At 36.6% G+C, this 14,204-nt stretch carries 15 protein-coding genes; 6 read left to right on the forward strand and 9 right to left on the reverse strand.

The features are described 5' to 3' along the window. The 4 genes from ACSVDH_RS22465 to ACSVDH_RS22480 all read right to left on the reverse strand — a co-directional run bounded on the left by ACSVDH_RS22465 (nucleotide 1) and on the right by ACSVDH_RS22480 (nucleotide 4,290). Complete coding sequence (locus ACSVDH_RS22465) at nucleotides 1–996, reverse strand: S8 family peptidase (RefSeq protein WP_439251796.1); 996 nt, start codon at nucleotides 994–996, stop codon at nucleotides 1–3. 339 nt (nucleotides 997–1,335) lie between these two features. Continuing rightward, on the reverse strand, nucleotides 1,336–2,643 hold the full coding sequence (locus ACSVDH_RS22470; RefSeq protein ID WP_439251795.1) for a CitMHS family transporter: 1,308 nt from the start codon (nucleotides 2,641–2,643) through the stop codon (nucleotides 1,336–1,338). Between the two features lie 392 nt (nucleotides 2,644–3,035). Beyond that, complete coding sequence (locus ACSVDH_RS22475) at nucleotides 3,036–4,004, reverse strand: S8 family peptidase (RefSeq protein WP_299093620.1); 969 nt, start codon at nucleotides 4,002–4,004, stop codon at nucleotides 3,036–3,038. 154 nt (nucleotides 4,005–4,158) lie between these two features. Then, on the reverse strand, nucleotides 4,159–4,290 hold the full coding sequence (locus ACSVDH_RS22480; protein ID WP_439251794.1) for a hypothetical protein: 132 nt from the start codon (nucleotides 4,288–4,290) through the stop codon (nucleotides 4,159–4,161). 408 nt (nucleotides 4,291–4,698) lie between these two features. Between ACSVDH_RS22480 and ACSVDH_RS22485 the strand changes: the two genes are divergently transcribed. Both ACSVDH_RS22485 and ACSVDH_RS22490 read left to right on the forward strand, forming a co-directional pair. Further along, on the forward strand, nucleotides 4,699–5,022 hold the full coding sequence (locus tag ACSVDH_RS22485; protein ID WP_299093618.1) for a hypothetical protein: 324 nt from the start codon (nucleotides 4,699–4,701) through the stop codon (nucleotides 5,020–5,022). Nucleotides 5,023–5,113: 91 nt separating this feature from the next. Further along, a complete protein-coding gene (locus ACSVDH_RS22490) occupies nucleotides 5,114–6,205 on the forward strand; it encodes a PQQ-dependent sugar dehydrogenase (RefSeq protein WP_439251793.1) in 1,092 nt (363 codons plus the stop codon). A 57-nt stretch (nucleotides 6,206–6,262) separates the two neighbouring features. On the opposite strand, the gene ACSVDH_RS22495 is transcribed toward ACSVDH_RS22490, so the two are convergent. Next, nucleotides 6,263–7,450 carry an aminotransferase-like domain-containing protein gene (locus tag ACSVDH_RS22495; protein ID WP_439251792.1) on the reverse strand — a complete coding sequence of 396 codons (1,188 nt, stop codon included), beginning with the start codon at nucleotides 7,448–7,450 and terminating at the stop codon, nucleotides 6,263–6,265. Nucleotides 7,451–7,792: 342 nt separating this feature from the next. Further along, a complete protein-coding gene (locus tag ACSVDH_RS22500) occupies nucleotides 7,793–8,620 on the reverse strand; it encodes a glycerophosphodiester phosphodiesterase (RefSeq protein ID WP_439251791.1) in 828 nt (275 codons plus the stop codon). A 569-nt stretch (nucleotides 8,621–9,189) separates the two neighbouring features. Between ACSVDH_RS22500 and ACSVDH_RS22505 the strand changes: the two genes are divergently transcribed. Beyond that, entirely contained in the window at nucleotides 9,190–9,933 is a 744-nt protein-coding gene (locus ACSVDH_RS22505) for a 3D domain-containing protein (protein ID WP_439251790.1), read from the forward strand. 78 nt (nucleotides 9,934–10,011) lie between these two features. Here the strand turns inward: ACSVDH_RS22505 and ACSVDH_RS22510 are convergent, their stop codons facing one another. Next, nucleotides 10,012–10,638, reverse strand: a complete 627-nt coding sequence (locus ACSVDH_RS22510; RefSeq protein WP_439251789.1) for a metal-dependent hydrolase — start codon at nucleotides 10,636–10,638, stop codon at nucleotides 10,012–10,014. A gap of 155 nt (nucleotides 10,639–10,793) precedes the next feature. On the opposite strand from ACSVDH_RS22510, the gene ACSVDH_RS22515 reads away from it, so the two are divergent. Continuing rightward, nucleotides 10,794–11,120, forward strand: a complete 327-nt coding sequence (locus ACSVDH_RS22515; protein WP_439251788.1) for an MGMT family protein — start codon at nucleotides 10,794–10,796, stop codon at nucleotides 11,118–11,120. A 53-nt stretch (nucleotides 11,121–11,173) separates the two neighbouring features. Here the strand turns inward: ACSVDH_RS22515 and ACSVDH_RS22520 are convergent, their stop codons facing one another. Both ACSVDH_RS22520 and ACSVDH_RS22525 read right to left on the reverse strand, forming a co-directional pair. Further along, on the reverse strand, nucleotides 11,174–11,476 hold the full coding sequence (locus ACSVDH_RS22520; protein ID WP_439251787.1) for a hypothetical protein: 303 nt from the start codon (nucleotides 11,474–11,476) through the stop codon (nucleotides 11,174–11,176). A gap of 117 nt (nucleotides 11,477–11,593) precedes the next feature. After that, nucleotides 11,594–11,797 carry a methionine aminopeptidase gene (locus ACSVDH_RS22525; protein ID WP_439251786.1) on the reverse strand — a complete coding sequence of 68 codons (204 nt, stop codon included), beginning with the start codon at nucleotides 11,795–11,797 and terminating at the stop codon, nucleotides 11,594–11,596. Nucleotides 11,798–12,387: 590 nt separating this feature from the next. On the opposite strand from ACSVDH_RS22525, the gene ACSVDH_RS22530 reads away from it, so the two are divergent. Beyond that, nucleotides 12,388–13,557 carry a glucose-1-phosphate adenylyltransferase gene (locus ACSVDH_RS22530; protein ID WP_518618352.1) on the forward strand — a complete coding sequence of 390 codons (1,170 nt, stop codon included), beginning with the start codon at nucleotides 12,388–12,390 and terminating at the stop codon, nucleotides 13,555–13,557. 241 nt (nucleotides 13,558–13,798) lie between these two features. Beyond that, a complete protein-coding gene (locus ACSVDH_RS22535; RefSeq protein WP_299090663.1) occupies nucleotides 13,799–13,984 on the forward strand; it encodes a hypothetical protein in 186 nt (61 codons plus the stop codon). The last annotated feature ends 220 nt before the right edge of the window (nucleotides 13,985–14,204 follow it).

Genomic DNA, 14,204 nt, shown 5'->3' on the forward strand with positions numbered 1-14,204 from the left:
TTAATTCTGATTATCCGTTACATGAAATCGGGCCACATTAATAATCTCATAGATTTTTTCTACTAAATTAAGCAAGAGGAACCCATTTCCTTCAGAGCTTTTCCGATTGCCCAATGGTAATGTGCGTCTTATGAGCTGTGCATAGATTTCCGCTTCAATGAGAGAGCGATCAAACTGTTTTTCACATAAATTAATAAGCAAAGCTATTGCACCGGCTACATGAGGAGTTGCCATCGAAGTTCCGGAAAGTGCTGCATATTTATGATCCAGATAAGTCGATACGACTTCGACACCGGGAGCAACAAGGTCTACTTCCGTATTCGTATTTGTAAATGGCGCAAGGGTTAAATCATTGCTCACTGCTCCTACTTGTATAACCTCGTTATAGCTTCCAGGATAAGAATATTCAAAGGTATCCTCTCTGTCGTCCCCTTCATTTCCAGCGGCAACAACAACCGATACATCCTTATTAACCGCATTTTGTATCGCTTTATGCAATTCAGGCACATCCTCTGGACCGCCAAGTGACATTGAAATGACCCGAACTCGTTGATTTTGCGGACCACGCCAATCAACCGCATAGTTTATCGCATCTATAATCCAATCATAATTACCAGAGCCTTCTCCTGTTAATACCTTTAAACATAACAGTTTCGCTTTTGGAGCAACGCCAACAACGCCATTTTTATTCAAACTAGCGGCAATGGTACCAGATACGTGAGTACCATGCCCATTATTATCCTCAAATGCGTCAGGGTCACCATTATAGTCAGTTGTAAAATTTCGTCCACCAATAATCTGATCTTTAAGATCTGGATGATCAATGTTAACACCAGTATCAATAACAGCTATGACAATGTCTTCACCTTGGTTGCTTTCTTCCCAAATCACAGGTGCCTGTATTAAACTAACACCCTTTGGAGTTTCGTTCGCCTGATCAATGATCGAATTGATCGTATAAGGAACCAATTTCATTTGTAACGGTGTTTTTTTCATTTTTCTCCTCCTAGCAGATGGAATTTTTTTCTGACCTACTCTATGTATACCAAATTATGGCTGTAATTCAAATAGAAAGAAAGAATCATTCATCTCTCATTACAAAGCATCATATCTTTTTTCATACGCTAGAATGTATAAGATTTTATGGATGATAGTATAAGAAAAACTAAGGCTTTCGCCATTAGGACTTGGCAATAAGGCACGTTTTCTAATGACTGAAGTCTTAGAAAACATTGAAAATATAAAGCTCTTTTCTAAAAAGATTAATCATATCTTTGAAACAAAAGAAGACTATCTTAAAAGGCACTGACCCTTTTGATAGTCTCTTCTAGTTTCTTATAAAGTAATAACCCCGATAAGTAGTGCTAGTGCAATCATGACAAAACATGATCCTAACGCCCATTTAAAGATAAATTTTTGATGATCGCCAAATTCAACACCTGCCATCCCAACAAGTAAATAGGCAGAGGCCATTAAAGGACTCATAGCATGAACCGGCTGCCCTAATATCGATGCACGAGCAATTTCGACCGGGTCTACCCCATAAGCCGCAGCTGTTTTTGCCAAAATCGGCAAAACGCCGAAATAATAAGGGTCATTTGCCATAAAATACGTAAATGGAATACTTGTAACTGCTGTAATGAGCGCAAAATTCGAACCCCATGATTCTGGAATAACGGCAACTAAACTGTTCGCCATAGCATCAACCATTTCCGTTCCAGATAAGATGCCTGTAAAGATCCCTGAAGCGAACACTAACCCGACAACAGCCAAAACATTTCCGGCATGATTAGTTATTCTCTCTTTCTGGTCATCTAATTTTGGGTAATTAATCATAAGGGCAACAACAAACGCTATCATAAATAAAATAGGCAGTGGTAATACAGATAATATTAAACAAACAAGCAATGTAACCGTTAGGAGTAAATTAATCCATAACAATTTGGGCCGCTTGTAGTCCTCATATTCTAATGCAGCACTGTGTTCGCTTAAAGCAAGAGTTTCATCATTTGAATAATGGATCTTTGCAATGCCTAATCTTTTACGTTCCTTCCGTCCCAGGATGAACGCGGTAAATAGAGTCCATAAAGCTCCGCCAAGCATTACAGGGATAAGCGGAGTAAATACATCAGCTATATCAAGCTGCAGCGCACTAACAGCTCTTGCTGTAGGACCGCCCCAAGGTGTCATATTCATAAAACCAAAGGAAAGCATCGCAATACATGTTAAGATAAGCGGGTTCATTCCAATACGTTTATAAAGCGGAAGCATGGCTGATACAGTAATCATATAGGTTGTTGTCCCATCACCATCCAGCGCAACCAACATGGAAAGAACAGCTGTCCCTACTACAATTTTTAACGGATCTCCCTTAACAATCCTTAAAATATTTGAAACAAGCGGATCAAACAAACCGGCATCAATCATAATTCCAAAATATAGAATAGCAAACATTAACATGACACCCGTCGGCGCAACTTGTTTGACCCCTTCAAGCATCATTTCACCTATTCCATTCCCAAAACCTCCCGCTAAGGCGAACAAGATTGGGATAATAATTAACGCAACTATTGCAGACATGCGCTTCGTAATAATTAAAAACATAAATACACCGATCATTAAAAATCCTAAAATGGCTAACATTTTAATTTCCCCCTCGCTTTCACTCCATACTAAATGGCAAATATTCAATCGTTTTCAATTTAGTAGTTTCATTTTAATTGAGCGAGAGAGATCTGTAACCGTTTCCAAATTATTGTTCGTTAAATTTTTTTTGTAGGTTTTGTTCATTTTATACATGAGAAGCCTGATCTTCATATATTTGTTAGAGTAAGCAGAACGGCTCTAAATGGATTGTCGTTCTTTATTTAATTAAAAAGAAAAAGGCTGTCTCAAAACAGGAACAAACCCGTTTGCGACAGCCTCTCTACTTTATTTGGAAAAAGCAACATGTTATTTTTAACAATTAGTTAGGTATATCTTTTATGAAAGGGAGAGTGTTATTGTCATTATGTTAATCTCCCATACTGTGAGTGTTAGTTAGCGGCAGCTGTGTGATGATTCTGTGTTGGGGAGATGATACCAGATGCTAAATTCAAAATCCCATTACCTTGAAAACGCCGGCTATATTCCAATGAAACGGTTCTTTTAATAAGCTGTGCATAAATTTCAGGCTCTGTCAGCAGTCTCTCAAACTCTTTTTCGCATTGTTGAATAATAAGCGCTGCAGCTGCTGAAACATGAGGAGTTGCCATAGAGGTTCCGGATAAGACAGCAAACTTATTATTCAAATAGGTTGAGAGTATATCTTCCCCAGGTGCAACAAGATCGATTTCTTTGTTGGTATTACTAAATTCGGAAATCTCCTTTTGCAAATTTACCGCCCCGACTTGGACGACTTCAGGATATGCACCTGGGTAGGCGTGTTCATCTGTCTCATTTTTCCCATCACCATCATTTCCTGCTGCACAAACAACGAGAATATGCTGATCGACCGCTTCTTTGATTGCTTGATGGAGATCAGGGTTATTGTCTTTGCCTCCTAAAGACATTGAAATGACGCGGACACGTTCACCATTAGGTCCTCTCCAATTTGTCGCATAGCGGATCCCTTCTATCACCCATTTCGTATCACCGTAACCTTGGCCCGCCAACACTTTCAAAACAAGAACCTTTGCGTTTGGTGCTACTCCGATAACCCCCTCGTCATTTTCTTCAGCACAAATGGTTCCACAAACATGTGTACCATGTCCGTTATAATCAATAAACTTTTTTGGATCCCCATGATCGTCTGTCGTAAAATTATAGCCATCAATGATTTGATTTTTTAGCTCTGCATGGTTAGAATCACAACCTGTATCAAGAACTGCTATGACAATGCCATCTCCTTTAAATCCGTGCTCCCAAGCAGCAGGAGCACCGATTAACTCAATACCCGGTGGAATAACATTTGTGTCTTTTACGATTGTTTGAATGGTAAAAGGAATTAAACCTACTTTACTCATGTGATCCCTCCTAAAAAGTTTATTTAAAAAGTGACATAATTCCATATATCCCTAAGTACCATGATAAAAAATTGCAATTTTTTTAAATTTTCCCTCATATTTTGTTTAGTTTTGTATTATAATTTACTCGTAGCACATTCTTTTGACGATTCCCTTAGGGGCATCGTCTTTTCTTTTTTGGTTTTCTTCTTAAATCATCGATATTTTTTAATCCTAGTGTGATGGAAGAGAAAAGTGTGGCAGCAGCAACTAACAATTTGATAAGAAGCTCTAACCACTCCAACACAATTATCACCTCCTCATTACAAAAATAGCCCTACACAGTAATGGGTTGACTGGTAAGGCTAGTAAATATGAAACAAACAATATCCTTTGGGTACTATAAGGATAATTATGGAATATATGTCAATTTCATTGTACCATGTCCAAAAGATTTCAGCATTAATATTATGAATTTTCATACAATTATACCGCATATTGGCTGCTTCACGATTAGCTACCACTTACTTAATTCCTATATTAAAAAAGTAGATTAGGTATTTATTCATATTTGTTTTTTCACAGTCTTAAATTGTAATACTTTATGTTACCTTTTAACCCCCATAAAATAAGATGTTTTTTATAAATAGTGTATTAGATATAGATAGTCATCGACTATAGTACAAAACGAATAAGCTGCTAAGGAGAGGTACAATTGAATTCATATGTTAAAGATGCTTTGTTAGAATGGAAGGAAGAAATGCTGCAGCAAAAACGTGAAATTGATGAGGAATACGAAAAGATTAAATGTGACCTTCAGCTCTACTCCTATAAGTCCGGGATCACCAAACAAGTCATTCAATCCACTATTAATGATGAAATTATTAATAATATTAAAACGGCCTATCAAATTCCTTTTGTAGAAAAATATGAAGAACTGAAACAATATATAAAGGAATTAGAAGAAAAACGGAAGGTCTATCAAATGTTTGTTGAAAAGATTGAAAAAGTGAGCGAAACTGAGGAGAATGAAGCTTAATTCTTATTGATTTATTGGTTTATTTTTTGATTCTCTCTCCCATACTTGTTACTATGAATACAAATCATTTCCATTGATGGGGAGAGAAACAATGTATAAAATGTGCATTTTGCTTATACCATTGCTATTCATTACTGGCTGTTCATTAGACAACGCTCAAAAAAAGACAGAACAAGAGCAAAAAGTAAATCAAGAGGTTGAAGAAGCCGTTGCAGCTTCCACAGAAATCATTGCAACAAATTTAACGATCCCTTGGACAATCACAAAACAGGATGACATGTTCTACATAACTCAACGTGAAGGCAAATTAATCGCAATCAATCAAGAGACAGGAAATGTTACCCCACAGAAGCTAACGCTCACAAAAGCAGTCCTTCATGAAGGTGAAGGCGGACTTCTCGGCTTTGTACTGGCCCCTGATTTTGAAACAACCCAGCAAGCTTTTGCTTACCATACATATACACAAGCTGGACAGATAAAAAATCGTGTTGTGGTTCTTCAAAAGAATGAAGATACGTGGACGGAAATAAAGACACTATTGGAAGAGATCCCTGGCGGACGTATTCATAATGGCGGGAGAATGAGGATTGGCCCAGATGGTATGCTTTATGTGACAACTGGAGATTCCGGTGAACCAGAGCTCTCACAAAATAAAAACAGTTTAGCAGGAAAGATCCTTCGCATGAATCTAAATGGGACAGTACCCGAAGATAATCCGATTCAAAACTCTTATATATACTCATATGGGCACCGAAATCCACAAGGTCTCGCTTGGGATAACGAGGGGAATTTATATAGCTCTGAACATGGTCAAAGCGCCCATGATGAAATTAACCTTATTAAACCTGGCAGCAACTATGGCTGGCCTGTAATTCAAGGCGACGAAGAGGCACCTGGCATGGTGAAACCGATTTATCATACTGGAAACATTACATGGGCACCATCTGGAATTGACTATCATGATGGGAAACTTTATATCGCAACCTTAAGAGATTCGAAAATTCGCAAGCTTGATCTTACGAATAAATCAGTCAGCATTTTACATGATAAGAGCGGAAGAATGCGCGATGTATATGTTGAGGACACTCATTTATATTCGATAACGAGTAATCGTGATGGCCGGGGCACCCCTCAGGAAGATGATGATAAATTAATAAAAATTGAACTTTCATCTCAAGAGTAATGAAAGATGAAAAAAATGAGGAATCGCATAAATGATTCCTCATTTTTTCATCTAGTTTTAAACTGTTATTGGACTTAACAATACATCAACTAACCGATCCATGCCCAATTTTATCTTTTCAGGGGTAGAATGACTAAAGTTTAATCGGAACGTATTGTACTTAGGCTGGTCTACATAGAATGGAGCCCCAGGTACAAAAGCAACACCTTTTTCCACTGCAATTTTGAGCAAGGTCGGTGTATTTAAATGCTCCTGCCCCTCTACCCATAAAAACATTCCACCCTTAGGCTCTTTCCATGTAAAAATACCTGGCTCCAATTTATTCAAATAATCCTTCATAATGATCATTCGATTGTAATATTCCGTTCTCAATGTTTGAATATGACCTTCCAAGTTAAAATCACGTAATAAGTAGTATAACGCTTGCTGATCAAGTGAACTTGAGTGCAGGTCTGCCATTTGTTTTGCTTGTGTCATCATTTTAATAATCGGAGAAGGACCTGTAACCCAACCTGTACGTAAAGCAGGAACAACCGATTTGGAAAATGTGCTTGTGTAAACCACATGGCTTTGCTCATGATCAAATGATGCGACAGAAGGATATTCTTCACCTTCATGAAATTGGATATCACCATAAGGATCGTCCTCAAGAACAAGTACCCCGTATTCATAACAGAGATTCAAAAGCTGCTTCCTCCGTTCTGTACTCCAAACCTTTCCGTCAGGATTAGAGAAGGTCGGAATAATATAAATAAATTTTGGATGGTAGGCTTTAATCTTCGCTTCTAAATCATCATACTCCATTCCATGTTCATCACTAGTTACTGCCACTACCTTAGCCCCATAGGAGCGAAAAACCTGCAAGGCTGATAAATAAGTAGGATCTTCCGTTAAGACAACATCCCCTGTGGATAGGATAACCCTTGAAAATAAATCAATTGCTTGTTGTGATCCAGTCGTGATCAGCATGTTTTCAAGATCCGTATTCATTCCTTTTCCAGCCATCCTTGCTTGAATCGCCTCTCTAAGCGGTTTAAATCCTTCTGTTAAACCATACTGCAAACTTGATGTTCCTGAGGCAAATACCTTATCATAAGCGATTTGAACATCAGCTAATGGAAATAAATCTTCAGACGGCAATCCGCCTGCAAAGGAAATAACGTTCCCTTGCTGAATAACAGCCAGAATATCCCTAACTGCTGATGATTTATAATTCTTCGTTTGTTCAGAAAATGAGTATTCCATAAGAAAATCCCTTCCTCTTTATCTAAGTAATAACATGATTCGAAACATATGAGTTCAAAAAATTCTAACTATTTATATTACAGAAACACGTAATCCTGCCATATCATCATTTACATATCATATACCACACACTATGTATCTATCAAGTGTTTAAACGAAATATTCAGAAAACTTTAACACCTTTTTCAAAGTGTATAGTCATTTAAGTTCAAATGGTTGAAGGTAAGAAAAGAATCATTGTTTATCCCCCCTTTAACCCTGGAATAACATAATAAAGCTTACATACATGAAAAGAGAGACCAGCTCACAATTGAAGCCAGTCTCTCTACCTCACTTTAAGTGTTATTTTCTAGGATCAACATAATCAGGATAATCGGTAATAATAGCGTCTACTCCCATTTCAAAAAGGAAATCAGCTGCCTCTTGGCTTCGAACAGTCCAAGATGAAATTTTCATTTCAAGTGAGTGTACTTGATTAACTAAATCTTTTGTCACAATTCCATAGTGTGGATTAAAGTAATCAGCATAGGTAGAAAACTCCTGTAATGCTTCCTTAGTTGTATGCAATTTTGAAGATGTTAAAACACCGATCGGAACTTTAGGCAGTAGTTCATTCGTAAGTTTCATTGATTCAAAGTTAAACGATTGAATAATAATTTTTTCATTTTGCGGTTCATCTAGATTTCGTTCTTTTAATTCCTGAGCGACACTCGCTTCAATTCCCGGGTAAAGCTCTGGAGCCTTTAACTCAATTAAAATGCCGATCTTACCATGATAGCGATCAAGAATTTCAGCAAATGTCGGGATTTTTTCTCCAGTAAATTCCTCACCCTTCCAGCTTCCCGCATCAAGGCTTCTCAGCTGCTCAAATGTTAAATCACCTACTTTTCCTGTACCATCAGTTGTGCGATCAACAGTCGTGTCATGGATAAGCACCAATTCGCCATCCTTGCTCCGTTGAACGTCAATTTCGATGTAGTCGGCTTTCATTTCTACTGCTTTATCAAACGCAGCAATTGTGTTTTCCGGCGCATATGCTGAGGCACCGCGGTGTGCTACATTATCAACCTTTTTTGCATCCCCTGTTGAATCGTTTGCAAATGATTGGTGCAACGGACTAAATAATAACGTAAATGCAATCGAAGCACCTGCTAATAATTTTCTGTTCATGTTTTACATCTCCTATCTAAATTGAATAAGTACAAATTCATTTTAGTTAAGAAATATTGATCCAATATGTAGTTTTAGTTACAGCAAATTATTGTTATTGTGAAAAAAAGTAGGATGAAGCTCTTATTTTCATTTACAACTTACCACCATACTACTTTAACGCATAACTGCATACCTTCCGGGATAAAAAGGCCATATTTTTATTAATGATATATAGTCATTTAGTTAGATCACTCTTGGATAAATAAGGTAAATCATCACATATTGAAATGGGATTTTTAATATACAAATTTCTAATGAACTAATCAGCTTTAAAAAATTTCCTATTTGCAGATCAATTTTTCATTAAAACAGCTGATGGTAAAATTGACTTATTGTGGATATAAATCCTATAATTTAGCTTCTATTGGATCGGTTGGTTATTAATGGTTGAGTTTGTAACGTTTCTATTACATAATTGTAATAACGTAATGTAACTGTTAGGTGCTTGTCCTTTTTAAAGCAGCTTTTCATGTTAAGATAGGACTCATTGATTAGCATAAAGTCAGCTAACAAGGAGGACATATAACATGAAAAAAGGCATTGTATCCTTAATCACAACGGCTCTATTTTCAGCAGGATTTGCCGTAAACGCATCTGCTGAAGAAATAAAAGTAAAAGAGGGAGACACTCTTTCCGAAATCGCGAAGCAAAAAGAGGTGTCTGTTGATGATCTAAAGGAATGGAACGATTTAACTGGGGATATTATTCACCCTAATGATACATTAGAGCTTCCAGAGTATTATGAAATTGTGAAAGGAGATTCTCTTTGGAAGATTGCCCAGAAGAATAACTTAACTGTTGATAAGTTAAAAGACCTTAATGATATAGATTCACATATCATCCACCCGGGTGACGAATTAATTCTTGATGGTGTGGATGCTGCTAATGTAAAAGCAGCAACAACTAAGGCAAAAACAACAGAAAAAAAAGTTGCTTCTAAGCTCGAAAAAGCTCCAGTAAAACAAGCTAAACCATCAGTTGAAAAAGAGTTAACGGTCACAGCAACTGCTTATACGGCAAACTGTGAAGGATGTTCTGGAATTACAAGTACCGGTATCGACTTAAATGCAAATCCAGATCAAAAGGTTATTGCTGTTGATCCAGACGTCATTCCACTAGGTACAAAAGTTCATGTAGAAGGATATGGCACAGCGATTGCAGGAGATATTGGCGGTGCAATAAAGGGCAACAGAATTGATGTCTTTATCCCTTCAAAAGCAGAAGCAAAAGAATGGGGCCGAAAACAAGTAGAAGTGAAAATTCTAAATTAAAATATAAGGGTCAGACACCTCAAACATTTGTGATTAGATTGCATGAGGGTCAGACCCTTTTAGTTTAATCAATATTCTTTAAAATTCCTTCGAAGAAAAAGGCAAGAAAAATTTCACACCGCGCTTGTTAAATGGTAGTATTTTCAAATCAGCAAGTAAATGACTGATATAGCCTAAAAGACATGCTAGAAAAACACCTTGGCTCTCAAGTGAAACCTCTAAGTAATAAGCAATAATGCCAACATAACCAATTCCTAAAAGCGAGTGAGTATAGCTGCGATGTGGAACAAAAGAAGCGAAGATCACATAGATTCCTAAAAGGCTTAACCACATTTCTTGTAATAGCAATCCCCCTCCCAGAACACCTAATCCTGTAACTGTCAGCATATGCCGCTGCTTAATAAAAGAAGAAATAATCATAATAGCAGCTCCAATACATATCCCCAGCCACTTATTTGTCCCTGTTTCTTCAAGAAGAATATAACCGATCATTAAAAAGCCGATAAATTGTGCAATAGAGCGAATTAACGTATGAGAAAATGTAATTTTATTGCTTAATTTTCCATCTATATCTAAATCGGGCATTAACCCTGCCACACTGCCGATGCCAATTAATAGCAGCATTCCACCTGGATCAGCCTGTACCGATTGAGCAGTGATAACCCCAACACCAGCTCCAATTGTTGCATGTGCAGTTCCGTTCATGACAACCACCTTTTTTCTATGTATTTTTTCATGCAGAATAATAGTATACATGAAAGTTAAAAGAAAAAAGTAAAGAATTTTTTACAAATAACCATTCTATGTTACCCTAGTGGTTAAAGACATGAAAATGTGATTGATAGAAAGAGGTTATCGCCATGCTTTCCTTTACAGAAAGAGTCATTAAGATTATTCAAAAGATTCCTCCAGGAAAAGTGATGACATATGGACAAATTGCCAGTTTAGCCGGCAGTCCAAGAGGTGCAAGACAAGTGGTGAGAATCCTTCATTCCATGAGTGCCAAATATCAGCTTCCATGGCATAGAGTCATCAATGCTAAAGGGGAAATTGCCTTCCATGACGAGGAAATGTTTTTATCGCAAAAGGAATTTCTTGAGGATGAAGGAGTTATGTTTAAACATAATCATATTGTTGATTTAAAGAAATATCAATTTCATCCTTTACTAGATGATGAAATAAAATAAAACAGGCTGTCTCGAAAAAGTTAAACCCTTTTGAGACGGCCTCATACAATTGATTATTCGTCCTTGTTATTTTGATCCCCAAGATCTTCAGCGTCTTCTACTGGATCTTCAGGATCTGGAGCTGCATCATTTTCATCATCTTTATTCATCGTATCATTTTGATCGACACCAGGAATATTTTCTTCACCCTCGATCGCATCATCAAGGTTATTGTTGTTGTCATTATTGTCTGTCCCATTTTCATTAACACCATTGTTATCTTCCGGAGGCGCTGGGTCCGGGTCGACATTACAGCCAACTGAAACGATTGCAGCTAATAAAATACTTGTAAGCATGAGTAACCACTTTTTATTCATGATCAAGCCCCTTTCATATTGTTTATGTAAATCATTGTTATCTTCCCCTGAAGAACTAGTAATATGCATAAAAAAACTAAAAACTTCTAACTAATGTCAGAAGTTTTTATAATCAATTTATTCGTTATTTTTCTCCCATTCGGAATATAAGCCTGTTCCATTGCATGTGTGACAATCAAATGTATTCGCCGTGTATGGACTTGGTATTGTCGTAAATCCGCTTCCGTGACAAACAGGACATTTCCCAAGTTCTTTCATCTGTGCTTCATGTTTTTCCTTATAAGCATGATACCAGCCTTTGATAAGTTTAACGATCTTCACTTGCATCACCTTAAGTTGTTTTCTTCAGTATATTCAGCAACTGGGGACAAGGTGAATGTAATTTTTTGGATATTACTTCAGATGTAAATCAGTCCTTCATTGGTTATACACATGAAATTTTTAAAAAAACATAAAAAAAGTTCGACAAATTCATTAAAATTTAAGTGAAATTCTACAAGATCGCCATTAAATTACATGCTATTTTCCAATGATTACCTCTGTTTTGTCGAGACTCATCTAAAATAGGCGTAATATTTTGATTATTTTCACACTTGAATTTTGTTAACATAAAACCTGTTAATTCCTATTAATCAGGACAACTAAGAGGAGGATTCCAATGGAAAACATTGTTAATTTAATAAAACATGATGAGGAACATAATCAAGTTTCCATCGATGACGAAGAGCTTGAATACTTTTATAAGTTATGGGAGGAAGACCGCTTATAAAAGCTTAAAATCAATAGAATAGCCTTTTATTACCATGATCTCAGGAAGAGAAGAAAAATAACTCCTTCTATTCCTGGGTTACAAAGCATAAGTAGAAAAGGAATCATTTATTTTAAAAAAGAAAATGATATCAGGAGGAACAATTTTGAAGAAACAATGTATTGCCATGCTTTTAGCTGGTGGAAGAGGAACTAGATTAAAAAACCTTACAGAAAATTTAGCAAAGCCTGCAGTTCACTTTGGTGGTAAATATCGAATCATTGATTTTACCTTAAGCAATTGCAGAAATTCAGGTATTGATACAGTCGGTGTTTTAACGCAGTATCACCCTCATGTTCTACAAAGCTATATTGGCGATGGCAAGGAATGGGACTTAAGCCGAAGAGACGGTGGTTTAAGCATTCTCCCTCCATATCAGTGTGAAAAAGGCGAAAGATGGTATGAAGGAACAGCACATGCCATTTATCAAAATCGACACATCATTGAACAATATGACCCAGAGCATATCCTTGTTATATCAGGTGATCATATCTATAAAATGGATTACAGCAAAATGCTAAGGGAACATATCACCTCTTCAGCAGATGCCACAATATCAGTCATTGAAGTCCCATGGAACGAAGCAAGCAGATTTGGTGTGATGAAAACGGAAGCAAAGACAGGGAGAATTCTCGATTTTGAAGAAAAACCTAAAAATCCATCATCAAATTTAGCTTCAATGGGAGTCTATATTTTTAAATGGAAGACATTAAAATATTATTTAGAGCAAGAAGAAAGAAATCCATTTTCCTCTAAGGATTTTGGGAAAGATATCATCCCGGCAATGCTTCGAAAAAATCTAAAGCTTGTAGCCTATACATTTAACGGGTATTGGAAAGATGTCGGAACCATTGATAGTTTCTGGGAAGCAAATATGGATTTGCTAAAAAAAGAAACAAATATACTCCTGCATGACAAGGATTGGAAAATTTACACGGTTGAACAAACTCATCCCCCTCAATATCTTGATGCTGCTGCTAAAGTATCACAATCGCTTATTAGTGAAGGCTGCGAAATCTATGGAACAGTTGAAAACTCTGTTCTATTTAGTGGTGTAAAGGTAGCGAAAGGAGCTATCATCAAGAATTCTGTTATTTTGCCAAATGCAGTTATCGGAAAAAATGCACATATTGAAAAAGCTGTCATTTGTACAGGTATACATATAGGAGATGAAGTTACCGTAGCAGCTAATAATGCTGCAAACGGGATTAGCTTAGTTGGAGAAAATCTCGTATCACAAAACAATGAGCGTGTATTATCAAGTGTCATTTAACAAGATAAGCAATGCCTGTTCTCTTCACAAGGAAACAGGCATTGCTCATTTTGTTATTAAGTAAGCTGTAACATAAAGTCGTTATTTGTTTAAAAACCTCTAATTTTTTCCGTTTATTATATAATCTGCTGATAAATGTAGATAAATTTTCACGTCTACATGCAGGAAAACATGATTGTTTTCGAAAAATATTAAGGAGGACAAAAGTCTATCAAAAAAGAAGGAAAGGTGGTCGTTGTTGGTGAGAGACGATATGACCTTACAACAAATTGCTGAAGGTCTTCCTAAATCCGTATTAAATGCATCTGACAAAGACTTGGAAGGATTCCAAAAAATCATAGAAGAAACAATTAAACTTCGAGAAGGTCATAGAAATTTACAAAAAATGATTAAAAATTTTTCTACTTCTGGAATTCAGCGAACTTAAACAATTGAAGCGATTTTTTCGACATGCATTTATTGCTAAGACTATTTTTTTCTACCGCCTGATGACCCCACATGTAGGTCTTTGAATATAGCTCCTTTTCAAAAAAGGGTTATAGTCAAGGACCTACCAAATGGGTAACAAAAACATTCATTAAAAAAGTCAGCAAAAATCCTTTTGCTTTCATCTAAATAGATCCTGCTTTATAAAGCCTATGAAACCG

This window comes from Metabacillus sp. Hm71 (assembly GCF_051842955.2).
In the GTDB taxonomy this organism is placed as follows: Bacteria; Bacillota; Bacilli; order Bacillales; family Bacillaceae; genus Metabacillus.